Annotated in this window: 17 protein-coding genes and 6 pseudogenes; 11 read left to right on the top strand and 12 right to left on the bottom strand. The window is 68.0% G+C overall.

Going from position 1 to position 20,305, the window contains the following annotated elements:
- Positions 1-218: 218 nt before the first annotated feature.
- Both E0F75_RS00355 and E0F75_RS40600 read right to left on the bottom strand, forming a co-directional pair.
- The gene (locus E0F75_RS00355) at positions 219-866 is read right to left on the bottom strand and encodes a DUF1963 domain-containing protein (protein ID WP_229312390.1); all 648 of its coding nucleotides are present in this window, start codon (positions 864-866) and stop codon (positions 219-221) included.
- A 68-nt stretch (positions 867-934) separates the two neighbouring features.
- A pseudogene (locus tag E0F75_RS40600) lies at positions 935-1,163 on the bottom strand (Tn3 family transposase); the annotation flags it as partial.
- 670 nt (positions 1,164-1,833) lie between these two features.
- On the opposite strand from E0F75_RS40600, the gene E0F75_RS00345 reads away from it, so the two are divergent.
- Positions 1,834-2,235, top strand: coding sequence for an MmcQ/YjbR family DNA-binding protein (locus E0F75_RS00345; RefSeq protein ID WP_229312389.1), 402 nt, complete (start codon positions 1,834-1,836; stop codon positions 2,233-2,235).
- Positions 2,236-2,589: 354 nt separating this feature from the next.
- On the opposite strand, the gene E0F75_RS00340 is transcribed toward E0F75_RS00345, so the two are convergent.
- Together E0F75_RS00340 and E0F75_RS40595 are read right to left on the bottom strand one after the other, a co-directional pair.
- The gene (locus tag E0F75_RS00340; protein ID WP_374115349.1) at positions 2,590-3,162 is read right to left on the bottom strand and encodes a transposase; all 573 of its coding nucleotides are present in this window, start codon (positions 3,160-3,162) and stop codon (positions 2,590-2,592) included.
- A gap of 40 nt (positions 3,163-3,202) precedes the next feature.
- A pseudogene (locus E0F75_RS40595) lies at positions 3,203-3,262 on the bottom strand (hypothetical protein); the annotation flags it as partial.
- Between the two features lie 297 nt (positions 3,263-3,559).
- Here E0F75_RS40595 and E0F75_RS00335 point away from each other — a divergent pair.
- Positions 3,560-4,404, top strand: a protein-coding gene (locus E0F75_RS00335) for an IS5 family transposase (protein WP_374115348.1) whose coding sequence is annotated in 2 segments (ribosomal slippage) — positions 3,560-3,890 and positions 3,890-4,404 — 846 coding nt in all. Because the reading frame shifts where the segments join, the coding sequence is not laid out codon by codon here.
- Between the two features lie 45 nt (positions 4,405-4,449).
- Here E0F75_RS00335 and E0F75_RS00330 read toward each other — a convergent pair.
- On the bottom strand, positions 4,450-5,067 hold the full coding sequence (locus E0F75_RS00330; RefSeq protein ID WP_187620411.1) for a hypothetical protein: 618 nt from the start codon (positions 5,065-5,067) through the stop codon (positions 4,450-4,452).
- A 528-nt stretch (positions 5,068-5,595) separates the two neighbouring features.
- On the opposite strand from E0F75_RS00330, the gene E0F75_RS00325 reads away from it, so the two are divergent.
- Complete coding sequence (locus E0F75_RS00325) at positions 5,596-5,736, top strand: hypothetical protein (RefSeq protein WP_187620410.1); 141 nt, start codon at positions 5,596-5,598, stop codon at positions 5,734-5,736.
- 81 nt (positions 5,737-5,817) lie between these two features.
- Here E0F75_RS00325 and E0F75_RS00320 read toward each other — a convergent pair whose 3' ends face one another.
- On the bottom strand, positions 5,818-6,564 hold the full coding sequence (locus tag E0F75_RS00320; protein WP_187620409.1) for a phosphotransferase family protein: 747 nt from the start codon (positions 6,562-6,564) through the stop codon (positions 5,818-5,820).
- A 538-nt stretch (positions 6,565-7,102) separates the two neighbouring features.
- On the opposite strand from E0F75_RS00320, the gene E0F75_RS00315 reads away from it, so the two are divergent.
- On the top strand, positions 7,103-7,903 hold the full coding sequence (locus tag E0F75_RS00315) for a hypothetical protein (RefSeq protein WP_187620408.1): 801 nt from the start codon (positions 7,103-7,105) through the stop codon (positions 7,901-7,903).
- A 12-nt stretch (positions 7,904-7,915) separates the two neighbouring features.
- Here E0F75_RS00315 and E0F75_RS00310 read toward each other — a convergent pair.
- Positions 7,916-8,599: pseudogene (locus E0F75_RS00310) on the bottom strand (IS5 family transposase); the annotation flags it as partial.
- Between E0F75_RS00310 and E0F75_RS40590 the strand changes: the two are divergent.
- From E0F75_RS40590 to E0F75_RS00275, 6 genes and pseudogenes are all read left to right on the top strand, one after another.
- A pseudogene (locus E0F75_RS40590) lies at positions 8,592-9,854 on the top strand (ISL3 family transposase); the annotation flags it as partial. The pseudogenes E0F75_RS00310 and E0F75_RS40590 sit on opposite strands and share 8 nt — an antisense overlap.
- 41 nt (positions 9,855-9,895) lie before the next feature.
- Positions 9,896-10,291 carry a GNAT family N-acetyltransferase gene (locus E0F75_RS00295; RefSeq protein ID WP_187620407.1) on the top strand — a complete coding sequence of 132 codons (396 nt, stop codon included), beginning with the start codon at positions 9,896-9,898 and terminating at the stop codon, positions 10,289-10,291.
- A gap of 539 nt (positions 10,292-10,830) precedes the next feature.
- Complete coding sequence (locus E0F75_RS00290; protein WP_187620406.1) at positions 10,831-12,135, top strand: hypothetical protein; 1,305 nt, start codon at positions 10,831-10,833, stop codon at positions 12,133-12,135.
- 587 nt (positions 12,136-12,722) lie between these two features.
- Positions 12,723-14,306 (top strand): annotated as a pseudogene (locus tag E0F75_RS00285) (ISAzo13 family transposase).
- A 380-nt stretch (positions 14,307-14,686) separates the two neighbouring features.
- Positions 14,687-14,845, top strand: coding sequence for a hypothetical protein (locus tag E0F75_RS00280; RefSeq protein WP_187620405.1), 159 nt, complete (start codon positions 14,687-14,689; stop codon positions 14,843-14,845).
- A gap of 550 nt (positions 14,846-15,395) precedes the next feature.
- The gene (locus E0F75_RS00275) at positions 15,396-16,127 is read left to right on the top strand and encodes a class I SAM-dependent methyltransferase (protein WP_187620404.1); all 732 of its coding nucleotides are present in this window, start codon (positions 15,396-15,398) and stop codon (positions 16,125-16,127) included.
- A 740-nt stretch (positions 16,128-16,867) separates the two neighbouring features.
- Here E0F75_RS00275 and E0F75_RS00270 read toward each other — a convergent pair.
- The 3 genes from E0F75_RS00270 to E0F75_RS00260 are packed head-to-tail and all read right to left on the bottom strand — an operon-like array spanning position 16,868 to position 17,699.
- Positions 16,868-17,047: a hypothetical protein gene (locus E0F75_RS00270; protein WP_187620403.1), complete on the bottom strand. Its 180-nt coding sequence runs from the start codon at positions 17,045-17,047 to the stop codon at positions 16,868-16,870.
- A gap of 47 nt (positions 17,048-17,094) precedes the next feature.
- Positions 17,095-17,349, bottom strand: a complete 255-nt coding sequence (locus E0F75_RS00265) for a hypothetical protein (RefSeq protein ID WP_187620402.1) — start codon at positions 17,347-17,349, stop codon at positions 17,095-17,097.
- Positions 17,346-17,699: a Ku protein gene (locus tag E0F75_RS00260; RefSeq protein WP_308189541.1), complete on the bottom strand. Its 354-nt coding sequence runs from the start codon at positions 17,697-17,699 to the stop codon at positions 17,346-17,348. The genes E0F75_RS00265 and E0F75_RS00260 overlap by 4 nt, the downstream gene beginning before the upstream one ends.
- 506 nt (positions 17,700-18,205) lie before the next feature.
- Between E0F75_RS00260 and E0F75_RS00255 the strand changes: the two genes are divergently transcribed.
- Positions 18,206-19,444: an IS110 family transposase gene (locus E0F75_RS00255; RefSeq protein WP_194479879.1), complete on the top strand. Its 1,239-nt coding sequence runs from the start codon at positions 18,206-18,208 to the stop codon at positions 19,442-19,444.
- A gap of 5 nt (positions 19,445-19,449) precedes the next feature.
- On the opposite strand, the gene E0F75_RS00250 is transcribed toward E0F75_RS00255, so the two are convergent.
- Positions 19,450-20,151 carry a hypothetical protein gene (locus tag E0F75_RS00250; RefSeq protein ID WP_187620400.1) on the bottom strand — a complete coding sequence of 234 codons (702 nt, stop codon included), beginning with the start codon at positions 20,149-20,151 and terminating at the stop codon, positions 19,450-19,452.
- A gap of 86 nt (positions 20,152-20,237) precedes the next feature.
- Positions 20,238-20,305, bottom strand: a pseudogene (locus E0F75_RS40585) (hypothetical protein); the annotation flags it as partial.

Genomic DNA, 20,305 nt, shown 5'->3' with positions numbered 1-20,305 from the left:
CAGTGGCCGCCGCAGCGTTCTGAACTGACAGCCGTTCAGAAGGGGTAGGGATGACGTTCTGGGATGTGCACGCCGAGGAACACCGTGTCCTCGTACCTGCACTCGTCCTGCCACTCTGCCGCAACGCCGCGAACGGGCGTCGCCGGCTCTGCCCCAAGAGGTGCTCTGCGGCGTCTCGAACCGGCGACATCACCGTCCGTGCCCCTCGCAGGTGGCCCTCAGTCCGTGAGGAAGGATCCCTCGCGACACGGGCGGCAGACGAAGACGTAGCCCAGCTGACCGCCGAGGTTCATCGCGGTCTCCCGGGAAATTCCCTCCTCCAGGTGTGCCGCGAACTCCATGGTGCCGGTGCAGGAGGGGCAGACGGGCAGGCGGTCGTCCTCAAGGTAGGAGGGACTGCCTCCGAGCGACCCGAGCACTTCGCGCTGCTTCCCGAATCGTTCTTCGGGTTCCCGCTTCCATCCCGAGCGGGCAAGGTCGTAGGCGTCAGGCTCGATCCCTTCCTCGTCGCAGGCATCCTTGGGGTCGATCGTCACGACGTGGGTGCGGATGGCCGAGGTGGCGGGCAGCAATGTCACACCCGCCTCGGGTACGGCTATCGGCAGCAGTTCCTCCCGGGGAAACAGGTAGACCCGGTTCGCGCTGGAGCTCGCGTTCCAGAACTCACACGCCCCGGGGTCGTTCTGGCACAGGAACACCGACAGGACACCGTCCTCGACAGGGAGATGGGCGAAGAACTGAAGCGGCCCCCCGCAGCCGCACAGGGGCCAGGCGAATCCGGCAGGAGCCAGCGGCACGCCCCCGGTACGCGGGGCGTCGGAATCGGCCGGTGCGGAGCCGTCGTAGATCATCAACGCTGTCTGCATAGCGAGAGGCTACTGGCCGTCTGTGACAGGCTCCGGGGGGAGAGGGCGCCTTGCGCGGGACACGCGGTTCAGCCCTCGTCCTGGTCCTCGTCGTCGGGGTCGACCTCGTTCGGGTCGCGCAGGGCCGCAGGCCCTGGGCGGGCCTGCTGGCGGCAATGTTGAACCGGGAGCGGCCCAGGAAGTTGATGTACGTGTTCTTCAGCGGGACAGGCGGGCCACGTCCTCGTCCTTGCTGTCGTGGCCCTCGGCGCGCAGCTGGGCGACGGCGGCGTCCAGGTAGCGGGTGTTCCACAGCACGTGACGCTGGAAGGGGGGTTTGTTGGTGTGTGGGGTGCCGACTGGCCTGGGATGTTGTGGGTTCGTTGAGAGCCGGAGTTGGCGGTTCGGTCGGGGTGTGTGAGCTGGGGTTATGTATTCCGTGCTGAGATCGGCAGGATTTGTTGTAGATGGTTCTAGCGTGCGGTTCGGGGTGAGTGCCTTCTTGGGCATCATCGGGTGGCGCAGGTCTTCGCGGGGCCGGTGGTGGTAGTGCAACGCCGGATCCGCTGCTGCGGGCTAGGTTCCCTACTGCGGGGAGAAGCGATCCGGGCGGGCACGTAGGACCAGGTGGTGGGGGGACGAGATCAGGCTGCTCGCGCCGTACGGCGCACGAACAGCGGAGGCGGGAGCAGCAGGAGGTGGTCGCAGCCCGCCTGGTGGAGGCCTCCGGGCCGCTTGAGTCGACGTTGCCGGCCGGCTGGGACGGCAGCCCGGCAGCCGATCGGCGACGAGGCCAGGATCCGGGGGGTCGGGTGCCTGTCGTGACACATCCTTCGTGACCTGGCCGTCCTTACTGACAGCGGTTGCCTATGGGCCACTGAGACGATTGACGATAGGCCAGGTCGTTTTCATGCAGACCCCCGCTAGCTGCGTCTGGCGCATATTTCGCGGCGGTCGATAGTGTCGGCCTATGTCCAGTCCTGGAGACGTGCCGCCGGAGATCCTGAACAGGCTGCGGTCGATCTGCCGGCAGCTGCCCGAGTCGTACGAGGAGCCAGCCTGGATCGGTGTGCGCTGGCGGATCCGTACGAGGACGTTCGCCCATGTTTACACGCCGGACGTGGATCGCTCCCCGGTCTACGCCTCGTATGCAGCCGCGGATCAGGAACCGGTCGTGATGACTTTTCGGGTACCCGCCGACGACCTGTTCGGCCTGACCGCCGCTGGGTTCCCGTTCCTCCGTGCCGACTGGGGCCGCAACGTCGTCGTTGCCATTCTCGGTGACCACACGGACTGGACCGAGGTTGCCGAGCTGATCACCGACAGCTACCGCGGGATGGCTCCGAAGTTCCTCGCTGCCCGGCTTCCCCTCCTGCCGCCGCTCGGCTGACCGGCATGGTGGTCTGCGGGGGAGTGCCGACGGAGATTCGTCGGCCGACTGTCGGCAGTGCGGCCTCAACGACCTGGTGCTGTGCGCGAGCACCAGGCCGAGGATGCGCTTGCACAAATGCGGGAAGAACGATCTTCCTCGCCGTGTGCGGGCACCTCGGCGTTCAGGGCCGTTTCGATCCGCGGGGGAGGCGCCGTGTGGTGAGGTAGCCGCCCGCCACGGTGGCTCGTGTTGCGGCTCGGCTGAAGGTGAGCAGGGGAGGGGGCTCTGAGCTGGGCATTGTTCATCCTTGATGAGCGCAACCCCTGTTAGGTGCTTTGCCGTGGATGGCTGCAGCTGGCCCTACTGATCGTTTCAGAATGAGGTTCGCAGTCGTCTCAAGCAGATGATGCTGCAGGCGAGTTGGAGCAGGCTGAGGTGGAGGTCGGCGCGTATCTCGTAGCGGATGCGGAGGCGTTGGAACTGGTGGAGCCAGGCGAAGGTCCGCTCGACGACCCAGCGGGTTTGCCCAGGCCGGAGCCGTGAGGTGTGCCCTTGCGAGCGATCTTCGGTGTGATGCCTCGGGTCCGGAGAAGGCGGCGGTACTTGTCGTAGTCGTAGCCGCGGTCGGCGAACAGCCGGCCCGGCCGGTGCCTCGGCCGCCCGCGCGACCCGCGGATGGGGAATGGCATCCAGCAAGGGCATCAGCTGCGTGACGTCATGACGGTTTCCACTGGTCAGTGAGACGACCAAGGGGGTGCCGTGCCGGTGGACGATCAGGTGGTGCTTGCTGCCCGGACGCGCACGGTCGATCGGCGAAGGTCCGGTGTGAGCCCACCCTTGAGGGCTCGGAGGCGGGAGCCGTCGATGGCGCCGCGTCGTTCGTGTCCAGCAGACCCGCGGCCCGCAGCTCGGCCAGCAGTACCGCGTGCAGCTGCGGCCAGACACCAGCCTCTGTCCAGTCCCGTAGATACCGCCAGGCCGTCACACCACTGCAGCCAACCTGTCCAACCGGAACATCCCGCCAGCCCAAGCTCTTGCACAGCACGCAAGTGATGCCCCGCAAGGCGGCCCGGTCATCCGCCGGCACCGGCCGGGATACCGATGCCGCCGAGGCGGGCGAGCAGGCAACAGCGGGACCACACGTTCCCACAGGTCATCAGGTACAAGATCAGCAGACACCCAACAGATCCTGCCGATGCAACACCCAACTGCCAACCCTCACAACGAACTTCATTCTGAAACGATCAGTAATGGACGGTGACCGCGAGCAGGCGCCGTTGAGGCGCGGGAAATTTTGGACCTAGGGCGTTTCCTTCGGATCATCTGATCGTTTGGTTGATGTGTGTCGTTGACTGACGCCCAGTGGGCGAGGATAGAGCCGTTGCTGCCGGACCGGACACCGAAGCGGGGCGGACGGTGGCGTGATCACCGGCAGGTGATCGACGCCATCGCGTTCAAGTACCGCACCGGTACCCCGTGGATGGACCTGCCCGAGCACTTCGGCTCGTGGAAGGGAGCCCACAACCGGCTGCGGAAGTGGGCCGCCGACGGCACCTGGGAGAAGGTCTTCACCGCCCTGCTCGCCCAGGCCGACGCCGAAGGCGACCTCGACTGGATCGTCTCGGTCGACTCCACCATCGTCCGTGCCCATCAGCACGCCGCAGGGGCCCGTGAAAAGGGGCTCCGGCCGGCGAGCCGAAGCATCATGCCCTCGGGCGGTCCCGCGGCGGTCTGACCACAAAGATCCATCTTGCTACGGACAGTCGCTGCCGGCCGCTCGCTTTCGTCCTCACTCCCGGACAGGCGGGAGACGTACCCGCATTCCCTCAGGTTATGGCCCGGCTGCGGGTGCCTCGGCGGACCGGCCGCCCCAGGACCACCCCGAAGATGGTCCTGGCCGACAAGGCGTATTCGTCCCGGGCGATCCGGGACCATCTCCGCCGACGCGGTATCAAAGCGGTGATTCCGCAGCCAGCCGACCAGACCGCGAGCCGCAAACGCCGCGGCCGCCTCGGCGGCCGTCCGCCAGCCTTCGACCGCGAGTCATACAAGCAGCGCAACACCGTCGAGCGCTGCACCAACAAGCTCAAGCAGTGGCGCGGCCTGGCTACTCGATACGACAAGACCGCCACCATCTACCTCGCCGGACTCCACATCGGCGCCATCTTCATCTGGTCCGCAAGATGATCCGGAAGGGGGGTCCAGCGGCGATGCTCTGCGGCAGTGGCCTGCTCAGTCGTCGAACCACACGACGAGGCGCACGTTGTCGTCACCGTGCTGTTCCGCGAGTTCTTTCATGGCTTCCCAGACGGGTTGCCACTCGCCGGTTTCGGTGACGGCATCTCTGCGGCAGATGGTGACTGATCTGTAGAGAGTGTCCCCGACGAGCCACTCACTTCCATCGGGCCACTCCCGGACCTCGCCGGCTTTGAGACCGACAGCCTCGGCGAATGCGCCGCTCCAGGACGCCTTGCCCGTCATCCTGAGCCCGCTCGACGTCTGGCGGTATTGGTGGAGCCGGCTGTCGGGCTTCTCTGCGGGCTCGTCCCAGTCGACGGCCTTCACCTCGGCCCACGTGATCCACGTGGCGCCGTGAAAGCCGTCTTCGCCGTACCACTCGGTCAGCTGGGCGAACCGCGCGCTCACGGTGGCCGAAGCGTCGGCGGGAAGCCCCCGGCCTGCGGCCAAGGGACGGAAGTTCGCATAGTTGCGGACCCCGAAGAGACAACCGAACGCGTCGTAGTTACGGACGTTACTGAGGGAGCCGAGACCAAGTGCGCTGTACCAGACCGGCTCCTGATCGTCTTGCGGCACCCGATACTCGAGGAAGCCGCTTATGTCTGTACCCATGCCAGGCATTCTCTCGACGTCGTCAAATGGTTTCGCCTGCACCGGACCGACGACCTACGCATACGTGAGCTCGCTGGCCAGGAGGTTCTGTGGTGGGAAACAGCGCCCAGATGACCTTCCGGTCAAGGCACGGATGCGACCGGTACCGACCGCATGCGATTCGAAGGAAACGGCCTAGAGCCCCGACGGGACGCCTGAACGGCTGGCCCTGGCAGGCAAACTGAGGGAACTCTTCGTCCTGCTTGACCTCTCCTTGCGCGCCTACTCGGCAAGGCAAGGACGGGTACCCAGTCAGATGAGCCGGTACCTCAACGGTGACAGGCCGGCAACGGAACAGTTCATCAAGGACCTGCTGCACGAAGTCACCCAGAAGCGCGGGGCGCTGCCGCAGGACGACATCAAGACCGCGCTGTTCAACGCGGACGTGGAGGTGCGGACCGACCCGTCTGCCCGCCTTGTCGAGCTGAGGCGCTCGCACCAGGGCGCGGCACCGGGCACGGCTTTGGCCTCGGCGTGTGCCGCTCGGTCGTGGAAGGAGCGATCGAGCTGCTGCACTGGTTTCGCCGCCTGCGTATCGGCTGGGAGATCCGCGACGACATCCACCACGCATTCGTCGCCCTCGGCTGCGCCGTCATCTGCTGGCGACGACTGCGCACCACACTCTGTTGAGAGTGAGGGCGGGCGATCGCTGGAGGGGACGGCCTTCTCGATGCGTCAGAACGCATACGGAGCAGTCGTACCCGCGCGGCCTCACACTCGGGATCTCAGCACGTCGACCTCACAGCCCGGTGCGAACGGGTCGAAGCCGTGCTCGGTCAGCCAGCGAACTGCCAGCAGGCTTCGCAACGACCACCACGCGTGGATCACATCGAGGTTGATGTCGGTGCCGTAGCCGGCGAGGACGTCGTCGAGGTGCTCCTCGTGTCCGAGCGTGAAGGTGGCGAGGTCGTACAGAGCATCACCCTGGCCCGCCTCGGACCAGTCGATGATGCCCGTCACTTCGTCGCCGTCGACGAAGACGTGCGCGATCTGCAGGTCGCCGTGCGTGAAAGCCGGAGTCCACGGCCGGAGCGCGGCCTCGGCGACCCGGCGATTACGGGTGACCAGGTCAGCGGGCAGGAGGCCGTTCGTCACGAGCAACTCGCACTCGTCGTCGAGTTCCGCCGCCAGCGTGACGATGCTCCGGCCGGCCCGGCCGGGGCGGGGCGGCAGCGGCGCGTCGTGCAGCTTGCGGATGGCGGCGCCCACCGCGGCCCACGCCGCCGACGAGCCGGTCGACGGCCCGCCGAGGCGCCCAAGTGTCGTCCCCGGGAGCGCAGCGATCGCGAGCACGGACGGCTTGCGCCACAGGACCTCCGGGGTCGGGACCGGCGCGAGGGACATCGCCTCGACCTCGACGTCGATACGCGCCTGATCGGCGTCCACCTTCAGAAACACGTCGCCGACGCGCAGGGTCGCGCGCTCGGAATGGGCGACGACGACTTTGACCTCATCCATGCGCGACCAGTATCCCGGAGGTGTTGGCCGACGTCGCCAGATTTGTCGCATGCGACTACGCAGCTGACCGGGTCCCAATACCCGACAACCTCGTGCACGGCACTGCCCCTTGACCAGGTCGTCCAGGAACGCCGGTCGTGGCGGCCTTGGTATTGCCGAGCAGGCTCAGACGCTGCGAAACGATCCTGCCGGGTCCCTCCAGCGAGGACTCGATCCAGGCATCCCCCTCGTCAGCCTCCGACCCGTAGATCTCGGTGGCTGGCACATGCCGTACGCGGAGCATGTCATTGGTGAAGGCGGCAGGGAGTTCCGGGCCCCACCCGTCCCGCAAACGGTGGATCTGATGCCCAGCAACCCAGAGTCTCTCGTCCATGCCCCATGCGCCCCATGATCAGCGAGGCCTATCCGCAGCGGTACGCGAATTTTTAGATCACGCGAGTTGCGCCTCAGACCAGAGCGCCGGACCCGGGCCGGCGCCCCTTGACCAGCGGGTTCGTATGGCTGAAAGTGGATCTCCTGATCGACTGGGGCGGGAAGCATGACACATGACGAATACGCCGACCGCTGCGAGGAGCTCTTCGCGGTGGGCGGGTTCGCGGAGGCTCGGAAGGTGGCCGAATCCGGTCTGGGGGAACTCGGGCCCGATCCGGTGCTCTACCGGTGGCTCGGACTCGCACACGCGGCGGAGGACGAGGACGACCACGATGCCGAGGCGGAGAAGGCTTACAAGACCGGGCTGGCGCAGTGGCCGGACGACCTTGGACTGCTCGTCTCCTACCTGGAGCTGTGTCTGCGGGCCGACGGATGGACGTATCCCGGGCGCGTCGCTCGGGTCGATCGGCTCAAGGAGCGGATCGCGCGCCTTGCGCCTGCGGGGTCGCCCGAGGCGGCACGGGTGGAGGCCGCGCTCGACTGGGCCGGGCGGGGCTACTGGCAGGACGTACGGGAGAGGACGGCTGCCGCGCGGACCGATCGCGCGGCGCTGACGTCCCACAGCGTTGATGTTGCTGAAGCGTTGGAGCGGGGCGGCCAGGCGCCCGCTCATCCGGAGGACCTGCGGGCCGCCGAGGTTGCGGCCGCGCTGGAGCTGCTGGCCGGCCCGTGGCAGGCCCCGCTCCGGCTCATGGTCCGCCACCGGGTGGCCGCGTACGTCATCACTTTCGTGCTGGTTCTCGCCACGAACAAGGCTCTGGTGCTGAGCGGGACTGTCTCCTACAGCGTGTGGGGTTGGATCTGGTTCGCGCCCCTTCTGCTGGCCGACTCGAAGCTCAAGCAGGCCCGGCGGGTGGCTCGGCAGCGTGTGATTGCTGCGATGGAGGCCCGGCACGCCGCAGGCTAAGGCCGTGTCCCATGTGGTGAGGCGGACGAGTCGCTTGGAGCAGCAGATAGCTGCGGCGAGGCCGAGAAATGCCAGGTAGTTGCGGGGATGGCGCTCGTAGCGGTGGTTGAGCCGGCAGTATCCGGTGAGCCAGGACATGGTTCGCTCGATCACCCACCTGCGGCGTCCGAGTCGTTCTGACGACTCGATGCCCTTGCGCGCGATGCAGACGCCGATGCGTTTACCGCGTAGCCATTTCCGCAGCTCAGGTATGTCGTAGGCCTTGTCGGCGTGCAGACGCTGGGGCTTGAAAATGACGGCCACGATGGGGGTCGTGTCTCGTTTGGTGACCGAGCACCATGGGCTTCAGGGCCTGGCTGTCATGGGTGGTGGCGGCCGAGACGCCGACGAGGAGGGGCAGTCCGTTCGCGTCCGACAGGACGTGCATCTTGGAGCCCGGCTTGCCCCGGTCCACGGGGCTCGGACCTGTGAGTTCGCCGCCTTTTTCGCCCTGACGTGGGCGGAGTCGAGGACAGCTCGGGACAGGTCGAGCAGGCCGGCGTCGTCGAGGCAGTGCAGGATCTCCTCGTGCAGCCGGCCCCACACGCCGACCCTGGACCAGATCAGGAACCGGCGATGGGCTGTCGACTTCGAAACTCCGAAGCAGGGCGGCAGGGCCCGCCAGGCACACCCGGACACCAACACGTAGATGGCCGCGATCGGTCTCGCCCTCGCGGACCGGGCCGGCGCCCGCCTGGCCCACGTCTTCGGCGTGTCGGTCAGCCGCAGCACGGTCCTGCGGCTGGTCGACGCACTTCCGGAGCCGGAGGTCCCGGCCCCGCGGGTGGTGGGTGTCGATGAGTACGCCACCCGCACGGGCCGCCACTACGGGACCGTCCTTGTGGACGTCGAGACCCGCCGACCGATCGACCTGCTGCCCGACCGGGAGTCTTCGAGCCTGGCCGCGTGGCTGGCCCAGCGGCCTGGAATCGAGGTCGTGTGCCGGGACCGCGCGCCGTTCTTCGCCGAAGGCGCCGCCGTCGGCGCCCCGCAGGCCGTGCAGTTCGCGGACCGGTGGCATCTCTGGCACAACCTCAGCGAGGCCGCCGAGCGGAGCATCGCCCAGCACCGCCGCTGCCTGCGCGTCCTGGTCCCCGAGGCACCTGAGACGCCGGAGGCCGAGCCCGACGCCGTGGAGGAGCCGTCCGGCTCACCATGGCCGACCGGCCACCGGTTCGCCGACCGAACCCGGACCGTGCACGCCACCGTCCACGCCCTGGTGGAGGCAGGGCACAGCCGTCGCGCGATCCAACGGCAGCTCGGCATGACGAGCAGAACCGTCAAGCGGTACGCGGACGTTGCCAAGCCGGAAGACCTCTTTACCGGTCAGTGGCAGAGCCGGGCCTCCGTCGCCGATGAGTACAAGACCTACCTCGACGACCGCTGGAACGAGGGATGCACCAACTCCTGGAAACTGTGGGAAGAGATCGTGCCGCTCGGCTAAAAGGGCAGCTACCAGCGCGTTCGCGCCTACCTCCGCCAGAAACGCACTTCACCAGGGCCAGGGACGGCCCGTCCGCCTTCGCCCCGGATCGTCGCCGGGTGGGTCCTTCGCCGACCGGAAAGCCTCTCCGAGACCGGACCACTCCGCTTGAAGCACGTCCGGGCCAACTGTCCCGAAATCGATGCACTCACCAGGCACGTCCGGTCCTTCGCGACCATGCGCACCGAGCGCCAGGGTGAGCTCCTGCCGGACTGGCTCACCACCGTGAGACAAGACGATCTCCCCAGCCTCCACACCCTCGCCGCGGGCATCGATCGCGACCGTGACGCCGTCATCGCCGGCCTGACCCTCCCCTGGAGCTCGGGTGTCGTCGAAGGCCATGTCAACCGGATCAGGATGCTCAAGCGCCAGATGTTCGGCCGCGCCGGCTTCCACCTCCTCCGGAAGCGGGTTCTCCTCGCCCAGTAGTCGATGCGGACCAAGTACCCTCAGGTCGCTAGGATCTGGACGTGGCGATCAAGTATGAGTGGCAAGGCGACTTCGACAACGCATCCCTTAACAGATTGCACGCCGACGGTTTCGGCTCCCCGGTCGCTCAGACCGACTGGCAAGCACGGCTTGAGCGCCACAGCCTTGGCTGGGTCTGCGCGTGGGAAAACGGTGATCTGATCGGATTCGTCAACGTTGTCTGGGACGGCGGAGCACACGCCTTCATTCTGGACACGGTGGTCGCCCGGCATCTTCGGTCAAGAGGGGTTGGCGCCGCGCTTGTCGCAGTCGCAGCCAAAGAAGCCCGTGCCGCGAAGTGCGAGTGGCTCCACGTCGACTTCGAGGAACATCTGCGTTCGTTCTATTTCGACGCCTGTGGCTTCCGGGGGACAGCAGCAGGGCTGATCGCCCTGTAACACCACGGCCCGACCCCCTCGGCCCCGGTGCACACCGCCCCACTCATTCCCAGCTATCACCCACCGTGTCGGCACCACAAAACCTGAGCCAGAACCCGATCTCGCGCGTACAGAGCCAGTTCGAGCTTGGGAGCCGACCGTCGCCACTCGAACCGGTGCGGATTGAGGGCTGTCTAGCGTTCTTTGTGGGCTTGGAAGATCATTCTTCGTCCGGGTGTCAGGGGGCTTTCCTCTCCTTCTGTTCTCAGTGCGGGGAAGGTGATCCATTGCTTGACGCTCCGCTGAGCTCCTGCGACAGCAAAGTTGAATCCCATCGCGGCGATCAGCCCGATGCGGTCAACGACCTTCACCCGCCCCGGCGCGCATCTTGGTGCGGGCTTGGAGGCTGGGACGTCTACGACACGATCCTCTGACCGGGCGACGACCGGATCCACTCCGGAGCACAACCCTCCGGGCCGTTCGACGGTCCAAGAGGTGACCCGGATGTGTGGGGGAGCGCAGTTGCTTCCCCTCGCGTCCCAAGACTCCTGGGGAGTCTCGTGACAGGCAAGCATGTGACTCTGGCGATCGCGACGGTACTGGCCGCCGGTGTCGCGCCCGCGGCACTGGGCGGGCCGGCCGCCGCCGCGCCCCTGACGGCTGTGGCGGCGACGGGGACCGTCAGGGTCGTTCAGGAGGGCGGCCCGCTGGTGGTGCCCTCCGGCGAGGAGGGGGCGGTGACGACCCGGATCAAGGTCACGCTCCCTGCGGGCCACACCGGCCCCGTCATGGCGCGGCTGCTCCTGCCGAATCCGACCTGGGAGCTCCCCGACTTCGACACACCCGCCTACGAGCCCGTCACCCCGACCTGCTCCGTCAACGGCGGGGCCTTCTGGCCCTGTCTCTGGGACAGTCCGGGCAACGAGGTCGTGTTCCCGGCCACCGAGTCCGCCACCACGGTCACCTACGACGTCCGGGTCGACGCCGACAGCCGCGCGGCTGTGAGGGGAAACCTGGCGGCCACCCTCGAAGTGACCGACGGGGCTGGGGCCGTCATCGGCAGCGGACGCGTCGCCTTCCAGTTCGCCAAGGGCACTCCCGAGAACTACCGGCGGACCACGGTCCTCGCCCGCGACAAGGCCGGCGTGCTCTGGCAGTACGAGAGCTCGGGCCGCCCCGACAAGCCGCTCAAGGCCCGTGAGCGCATCGGCGGCGGCTGGAACGCCTACACCTCGATCACGCCCCTCACGCAGCGGACGGCGGCGGGTGAGGGCGACCTCGTGGCCTGGGACAAGGCCGGTGTCCTCTGGTTCTACAAGGGCTCCGGCAACCCGGACGCCCCCTTCAAGCCTCGCGTCCGCGTGGGCGGCGGCTGGAACACGTACACCGCGATCACCAGCCGCGCCGGCGGTCTCGTGGCCCGGGACAAGGCGGGCGTCCTCTGGCACTACAACGCCACCGGCCACGACGCCCCCCAGGCGCCCTTCGACACGCGCCAGAACATCGGCGGCGGCTGGAACGCCTACTCCGCCCTCGTGGGGAACTGGAGCGATTTCACCGCCGTGGCGCGTGACCGGGCCGGCGTGCTGTGGTCGCACGGCTTCGACTACCCGATACCGGGAGGTGACTTCCCGGGGCCTGAGTACGCACCGCGCGTGCGCGTGGGCGGCGGTTGGAACGTCTACGACCGCATCGCGCTCGCTGGGCAGCTCAGCGGCTCCTCCGAGAACGACTTCCTCGCCCGCGACACACAGGGCCGCCTCTGGCTCTACGAAGGTGTGAACCGCGCCGGCGACGACCTCGTCCCGGGGCCGACCCGCAGGAAGATCGGCTGGGACTGGGACATCTACGACACGATCCTCTGACCCGCCTCTATTGGCTCCGCCGGAAGCCTCACCGATCGATGGGATCCCGGCCTGGCAGCCCACCACCTCTGCTCGGATCTCCGGCTTGTCGGTGTGCTGGGCTGGTCCGCCTCGGGACCGACCCGGCCCCGCCGGGGCGGTTGGTGTGGTGAGCGTCTGGCGGTGCCGGCCGCACTGGCTCGCGGCCGCGCAACCGGGCTTGTCCGGGCGATCCAAGATCGCCCGGAACGGCGCCGTCAGACCAAATGCGGTCAGGCCCGCCTGGCAGCCCACTTCCAGCGGCTGACCGCACTCGGCTCTCGGCGGGAAACCACCCATCAGCGAACCCTCGCCAGCGGCTCCCCCTCACCCTCGGCCATCCGCCGGAACCACTCGCTGTCGTCCCCCCAGCAGCTCACGATCGAGAACGCGATGGAACCAACCTCATGAGACATCACAGCTAAGGGCTCGCAGAGAATCAAGGTGTTGCTTCCCGTGGTTCAGCTCGGTGATGCGGTATGCGCGTATCTGGCGAGGTCCGTGGTCAACTCGGCCTGAAGTGCGCGGTGTTGTTTCCGCACTTGGACGAGCGGCAGCGCCGTCTGCTGATGGGGGCCGAGGCCCGGGTTCTGGGCCACGGCGGGATTCGGGCGGTCGCCCAGGCGGCCGATGTCAGCGAGACCACCGTGCGCAGAGACGCGGACGAGCTGGAGGCGGGGGCGGAACGGCTGGGCCGGGTCCGCCGTCCCGGTGGCGGGCGCAAGCGGGCGGCCGAGGTGGATCCAGGGCTGCGGCCCGCGCTGTTGGCGCTGGTCGAGCCGGATATGCGAGGGGATCCGATGTCGCCTCTGCGATGGACGACGAAGTCCACCCGCAGACTCGCCGACGAACTCACCAGGCAGGGCCACCGCGTCCCGGCGGATACCGTCGCCGACCTGTTGCGGGAGGAGGGGTTCAGCCTCCAGGCCAACGCCAAGACCCTCGAAGGCAGCCAGCATCCCGACCGGGATGCCCAGTTCCGCTACATCAACGACGAGCCAAGGAGCATATGGAGGCCGGCGACCCGGTGATCAGTGTGGACACCAAAAAGAAGGAACTGGTCGGCCAGTACAAGAACGGAGGCCGCGAGTGGCACCCGAAAGGACTGCCCGCCCAGGTCAGGACCCATGACTTCCTTGACCGGCAGGGACCGGGCAAGGCGATCCCGTACGGGATCTACGAGGTCGCCGCGAACACGGGCTGGGTCAGTGTCGGCACCGATCACGACACTGCCGCGTTCGCCGTTGCCTTCATCCGCGGCTGGTGGCAGGCCCGCGGCAATCACGACTACCCTCGGGCCGCCCGGCTGCTGATCACCGCGGACGCGGGCGGCTCCAACGGATACCGCACCCGCGCCTGGAAGACCGAACTCGCCGCCCTGGCCGCCGAGACGGGCTTGGAGATCACGGTCTGCCACATGCCGCCGGGCACCTCGAAGTGGAACAAGATCGAGCACCGGCTGTTCTCGCACATCTCCATGAACTGGCGAGGCAGGCCTCTGAACAGCCACAACGTCATCGTGAACGGCATCAAGGCAACTACCACCCACACTGGGCTGACAGTCCATGCTGAACTCGACCCGGGCGCCTACGACACCGGCATCAAGGTCACCGACAGCGACATCGACGCCCTGCCCATGCAGCGACACCGCTTCCACGGCGACTGGAACTACACCCTCCACCCACACCACCGCGGTCGCCGAGGAGCCGAGGTCAGCCAAGGACCTGCCCCCGCAGTCCTGCGCCGGTGGTCTGCGTAGTCCGGAGCTGACCGGCATGACAGAGCAGGTGCTAGACGAACTCGTCGATCAGCTGTCCCAGAGACTCGATGAGCTACGTGAACACGGGCGGTCTCGGCAGCGAGGAGGAGACCGTCTCCGTGCTCGCGGAGCTGGCGCCAAAGACAAGCCGACCACCGCCGACAGAGTCCTGGCCACCGTGCTCTACCTGCGCAAACTCGGCACCCGAGACCTGATCGCCCAGCTCTTCGGAGTCAACGGCAGCACCACCACCAGAGCCGTTCACCAAGTCCGGCCCCTCTTGGCCGAGAACGGCCACACCGTCGCACCCTCGACAGCCAGGTTCCGCACACCCGCCGATGTCACCGCGTTCATCGCCAACAGCAGCCCTACGAAGATCAAGTCAGCATGTTGATTCTCTGCGAGCCCTTAGGAGCTCTCGCTTGAGCGGTTCCCGGACTCCTCGCCGCGACCACCGTCAACGTCTCCGGCGACGCCGGCCCCGAAGACCGCGGCCCGGCCATCACCGTCGCCGAGGTCGAGGAGTTCCTCACTGCGCCGGCCTCGATGCGGTCGTCATGGACGGCGGCGTCTGCCCGGCGGCCAACCGCCTCACCATCGTCGACTGCGCCCGCGACCAGACCAACTTCGTCCGCACCGGCCTCGTCCACCCCCGCCGCGTAACCCGTCCTCGTACGCGTAGCTGCTCTTCACTGCCTGAGGCACGGCCTGGCCGTTGAAGACCCAGCGCAGGAAGTGCGGCAGCGTGGTCGGACCGATCGGGAGGACCGAACGATGAGGGAACCACACACCCGCGCGCTGCTCGCCCTGTCGGCCACGGCGCTGGCCGGCCTCCTGGCCGCCTGTGTCGGTGGCGGCGGCGGTTCGAGCGGCGGCACGACCACCCCGCCCCCGGCCCGGAGCGGCAGGCACCCGCGAACGAGACCCGGGTGACCGCGGACCTCGCTGGCTTCAGGATCACGCTGTCCCGGCAGACCTTCACACCCGGTACGTACGCCTTCGTCGCAACGAACACCGGGCATCACGAGCACGCTCTGGAAGTCGAGGGGCCCGGGTGGCGAGAACCGCTCCGGCATCGTCGCCCGGGCGAGTCGACCACCCTCACGGTGACCCTCAAGGACGAAAACGTACGAGATCTCCTGCCCGGTCGACGGGCACAAGGACCTGGGAATGAAGACCGAGATCACGGTGGCGGCTCCCGTCAACACGACCCCGAGCACACCCACCTCACCCCGCCTCCCGGCAAGGGCTACTGACCGGGCGCAAGCCCGTCGTGATCAAGCCCGTCGTGATCAAGCCCGTCGTGATTACGCCTGCAGTGTGGATGCTCCGCGTGGCGGGGGAGCGGTACGGGGGAGGGGCAGGCCCGCGCCGTAGCGTCGAGCCCCCTGGTCTCGGACCCGCTCACCGCTTCTCGCCTGTCACGTCCAGGGGGCGTCCCCACCCCAGGACGGCCGGCCGCACTCAGACACGAGGACCCGACATGACCGCACAGGACACTGCCCCGCCCTTCCTCACACTCGACCGGCTCGACGAGGTCGAGGGGTGGTTCTTCGCCGCCGATCGGTATCTCTTCGACTGGCTCCTGAGCCACCAGCGCGACCACGGCCCCCGCGGCGACCTGCTGGAACTCGGTGTCTACAAGGGCAAGAGCGCCATCGTCCTCGGCCACCACGTCGCCGAGGACGAGCGGTTCACCGTCTGTGACCTGTTCGCCGCCGACGAGGCCCCTGACGCCTCCACGGCCACCGAGATGCGGGTGTACTACCCGACCCTCACCCGCCAGGTCTTCGAGGCCAACTATCTGCGCTTCCACCGTCGCCTGCCCACCGTCGTCCAGGGGTCCTCCTCCGAGATCACTGCGCATGTGCCCGCTCGCAGCTGCCGCTTCGTCCACATCGACGCCTCGCACCTCTACCACCACGTGCGCGCCGACATCGCCGCCGCCCGCGAGCTGCTGACGGAGGACGGCGTCGTCTCCCTCGATGACTTCCGCAGCCCCCACACGCCCGGGGTCGCGGCGGCCACCTGGGAGGCGGTCCTCACCACGGGCCTCAAGCCGGTGGTGCTCACCGAGAGCAAGCTGTACGGGACCTGGGGCTCGGCGGACGCCCTGCGCGACTCCCTCGCCGCGCACCTGACCAACCACCCCACGCTCTGGGGCGTGACCGAGGAGGTGGCCGGGCACACCCTGCTGCGGGTCCATTCCCGATGACGGGCACCGCCGACGCGAAGCAGAGCCCGAGCGTAGCCGGACCGCGTTGGTGGCGTCCCCCGGGCGGCGACGGACGTCAGGGCGGGGTGCCGTAGCGCGCCACGATCGCGGCGAAGGCGGCCGGCCGCGCCGAGGCCGGCCGCGCTGGTCCGCGCCGAGGAGGACCGCCAGGGCTGTCTTGTTCCTCGCGGACGCGGTGGTGCGGACGTCCGTCGACGTTCCCCCGCTGGCCCCGGCCGCCGACGAGGCACCCCTGCCCCGTGCCGAACCGCCTGCGGAGGGCGGGTCCTGCCGCTGTGAGAGGACCCCCGCCCCACTGCCCCTTTTTGGGCTCACTTTGGCTGGACCACATACAGGCACGGCGCAGCTTGGGAACCCAGTAATGGCACCGGACCCGCGATGGCCGCGATACTTGCCCCGCCTGCTGGATGAAAGAACGACGATGATCGCCAACCGACACGCGGCTCCCGCCCAGGTTCGGGGCGCCGAGTGCTCAGTATTCGCGAACTCAGGCGCTTTAGTCGGCGACTACATCGGAGACAGCACCCGAGCCGAAATCGCCTACGCCCGGTCGCTGGGCAAGCCCGTGCGGTTCACGCACCCCGAAGTCGCCCCGGACGCCTGACCGCCCGCTGCCACCTTGACAACCAGGGTCAGCAGCCCGCCGCCTGACCGTTTCGCGGTGGCTTCGGCCACCGCCCACCCCACACCCTCCGCAGGCATCCCTTGGAATTGATCATCTAGTCCGTGGGGAGTCGTCGGGCCAGGTTCGCGGCGGCCTGCCCACGGGGCGTGAGGTCGAGCGTCTCCAGCAGCCGCATGTACCCGACCGCGTCCCGGGCCTCCGCCGCGGTCAGCAAGGGCAGGCGGGGCTCGTCCGCCTTCGGGTAGCCGCCGATCACAGGCTCATCAGTCTCCACACGGCGAACAACCCCTGGCAGCGCCCTCAGGACACGACCCGAACGGGTCAGGCGGTCTTCCTGCGGGTCGTCTTCTTGGTCGCCTTCTTCTTCGTCTTCGGCATCTCGTGCACGGTCGCCTCGCCCCCGCTGGCGGTCTCGCCGCGGCGTTCGCGGGCGTCGGCGACGGACTTCTCCAGCGCGGCCATGAGGTCGACGACCGGCGTGGGGGCCTTTTCCTCGCCCTCGGCGGGCTTCGGGGCCCGGTGCTCGGCCTTCGCCTCGATGACCTCGTGTAGCGCCTCCGTGTAGTGGTCGGTCACGTCCAGGTCGGTGAGGGAGTCGACGGCATCGTCTCCATCAACTCGAGCGCGCCTTCGATCTCGTCGTCGGTCAGCTCGGTCTCGGGCGGGGTGATCTCTCCGGAGGAGCGGATCTCATCTCCCCAGTGCAGGCCGGACAGGAGCAGGGCGTCGCCAAGGGGGCGGAGCAGGCTGAGTCGTTCGCGGCCGCGGAGTGCGAATTCAGCGATGGCGACCTTCTCGTTGCGCTCGAGCGCCTTGCGGAGCAGCACGTACGGCTTCGCGGCCACTGGTCCGTCGGCGGTCAGACAGTACGAGCCGACGCCGTACTGGACCGCGTCAACGGAGGACCGGTCGATGAACGCAACAATCTCGATCGCCTAATCCGTAGTTATGAGCGTTCTGCATGAGCGGGTGCTTCTCGGAGCGTTCGAGTACCAGACCGTGACATCCAGAGGCAGCCGGGCCGTCGAGGCCTCAACGTAGATCGGTGCGCGGTCTGGTACTGACGGTGGTGGCGGTCACGTGCGTCAGGCGCATGCCTATCGATCGCCCGGCGTCGACGCCTATGCAAAGAGTGGCGGCGTCTGACGTTCGTGGCCGCCACCACCCACATTGCCTCGGCTGCGACCAAGCAGCCACATGCTTGATCACTCGTTGACATTGGTGGTGCGAGCCCGCCGCATGGCGACCTCTCGATATGCCCGAGCCCATAGAGCTCCTTGCGCAGACCGAGGCCCATGGGGCGCGCTGGTGCCACGAACGGCTAGTGAGGTGGCGGCCCGACCGCTGTGTGGTTGAGGCCTGGGATTTGGTCGCTGCGTGGCCCCGCATGTGCTCGTGACCAGTGCAAACGCCGAACTCTGGGGAGGAAATCTTGATCTACTGCGGAATCGACTGGGCTGAACGCACCCACGACGTCGCCCTGGTCGACGACACCGGCCAGCCGCTCGCCAAGCGGCACATCACCGACGACACGGTGGGCTACAAGATGCTGTTGGAGCTGCTTGCTGAGTATGGCGACAGCAAGGAGAACCCGATCCCGGTGGCGATCGAGACCTCCCGCGGCCCATTGGTGGCCATGCTGCGAACCGGCACGCGCAAGGTGTTCGCGATCAACCCGATGGCCGTCGCCCGCTACCGCGACCGGCATAGCGTCTCGCGCAAGAAGTCCGACCCCGGCGACGCCCTGGTCCTGGCCAACATCCTCCGCACCGACATGCACGCCCACCGGCCCCTGCCCGACGACTCTGATCTCGGCCGCGCGATCTCCGTCCCGGCACGCGCCCAGCAGGACTCCTTGTGGAACCGGCAGCAGCTCGCCAACCAGCTCAGGTCCCTGCTGCGCGAGTACTACCCAGCAGCCCTGGCCGCCTTCGCCGCCTGGACCAACGGCCTGTGCCGTCCTGCGGCCCGCGAACTCCTCAAGGCCGCACCGACCTCGGCTAGGGCCGCACGGCTGACCCGCACACAGATTCAGGCCGCCCTCAAGCGAGCCGGCCGCCAGCGCGGAATTGAAGCCGAGGCCGACCGCCTTCGCGAGGTCTTCCGCGACGAGTGGGCCCACCAGCCGCCGCTGGCCGAGGATGCGCTTGGCAAGCAGATGATCGCCCTCCTCATCCAGTTGGACGCGGCCTGCACCGCCGCCGACAACCTCGCCGAGGCGGTGGAGGAGGCCTTCCCGCAGCACCCGGACGCAGAGGTGCTGCTGAGCTTCCCCGGTCTTGGTGTCCAGCTCGCCGCCCGTGTTCTGGCCGAGGTTGGGGACGACCGCACGCGTTTCGCCGACGCCCGCGGTCTCAAGGCCCACGCCGGCTCCTCACCCGTCACCCGCGCCGCGGGCAAGAAATCCGCCATCACCAGACGGTGGGTGAACAACGACCGGCTCAACCACGCCGGCTACCTGTGGGCCTTCTCCGCGCTCCGCCACTCGCCAGGGGCCGGAGCCCACTACCGGCGCCGACGCGAACAAGGCGACTGGCACGCAGCCGCCCAGTGCAACCTCTTCAACCGCATGATCGGACAGCTCTACCACTGCCTGAAGCAGGGCACGGCCTACGACGAGTCGCTCGCCTTCGGGGCCCCTCCCACCGAGGCTGTTGTCACTGCGGCTTGAGCTGGTCAGCGGGGAGTGAGGCAGGCTTCGAGGGCGGCTCGCTGTTGTGGGGGCAGGTGGTCACCGAGCGGGATCTTGCGTGGGCTGTGATCGCCCTCGCAGAGCCAGCTCTGTTCGTCATCGTCGAACCACCAGTCCTCGGCGCCCCACATGGGGTGCCCCTGAAGCAGGTGTCTGGCCAATCCCTCGCTCGCCTCAGGCGCACCCTGAGCGACCAGAGCCTCGACCACTGCCGCCACGGCCTCCTCCGGAACCGCCGCGTCGCCGAGAACAGGCAGAAGAAGGAGGAGACGCGCGTGAGAGTCGGTGACGCCTGCCGCACCTGGTGGTGCCTCCAGCAGGGCGGCGAGCTCGGGCCAGCACAGCCCGGGGCCGATGCGGTCCTGATCGTCGCTGGCCAAAACGAGATCCTGGCTCCAGTCGGGATGCGTGAGGAAGTAGTCCGTAGTCGTGAACTCCTCGCCGCTGTTGAAGTGCACGACGATCGCGAAGCCGCCGGCCAGCGACACCGTGAACATGGGCCACGCCGAAGGGGCGTGGAGCGTGTCCAGCACGGCCTCCGCGTCGCCCGCGTCCGATCCGAACGCCTCCGGCGCGAACCCCTCAGCCAGGTCCGCCAAGTACGCAGGCCAGAAGCCCGGCTCATCCAGGAGCGGGTGCCCGTCCACGACGGGCGACGAGGAGTACCAGTGCCGTGCCATCACCATGCCGGGATTCTCTCCAAGCCCGGTCACGACTGTTCGAGGACCCCGGCCCTCACAGCAGACCGGCTTGACGGCATAGCAACGTGAGGTGTCTTCGCCGTGGGCAGCGGCATGTCCGCCAGGTCCTCGTCCGTGACCGGGATGACGTGGTCCTTGT

The organism is Streptomyces sp. CB02980 (assembly GCF_014451325.2).
GTDB lineage: Bacteria > Actinomycetota > Actinomycetes > Streptomycetales > Streptomycetaceae > Streptomyces.
This window is presented reverse-complemented; position numbering and strand designations above follow the sequence as displayed.

What these genes read in the sequence shown, in the direction of transcription:
- E0F75_RS00355 (WP_229312390.1), bottom strand. Translation starts at nt 866, where the DNA reads ATGCAGACAGCGTTGATGATCTACGACGGCTCCGCACCGGCCGATTCC.
- E0F75_RS00330 (WP_187620411.1), bottom strand. Translation starts at nt 5,067, where the DNA reads ATGGGTACAGACATAAGCGGCTTCCTCGAGTATCGGGTGCCGCAAGAC.
- E0F75_RS00320 (WP_187620409.1), bottom strand. Translation starts at nt 6,564, where the DNA reads ATGGATGAGGTCAAAGTCGTCGTCGCCCATTCCGAGCGCGCGACCCTG.
- E0F75_RS00315 (WP_187620408.1), top strand. Translation starts at nt 7,103, where the DNA reads ATGACACATGACGAATACGCCGACCGCTGCGAGGAGCTCTTCGCGGTG.
- E0F75_RS00280 (WP_187620405.1), top strand. Translation starts at nt 14,687, where the DNA reads ATGAGGGAACCACACACCCGCGCGCTGCTCGCCCTGTCGGCCACGGCG.
- E0F75_RS00275 (WP_187620404.1), top strand. Translation starts at nt 15,396, where the DNA reads ATGACCGCACAGGACACTGCCCCGCCCTTCCTCACACTCGACCGGCTC.
- E0F75_RS00250 (WP_187620400.1), bottom strand. Translation starts at nt 20,151, where the DNA reads ATGGTGATGGCACGGCACTGGTACTCCTCGTCGCCCGTCGTGGACGGG.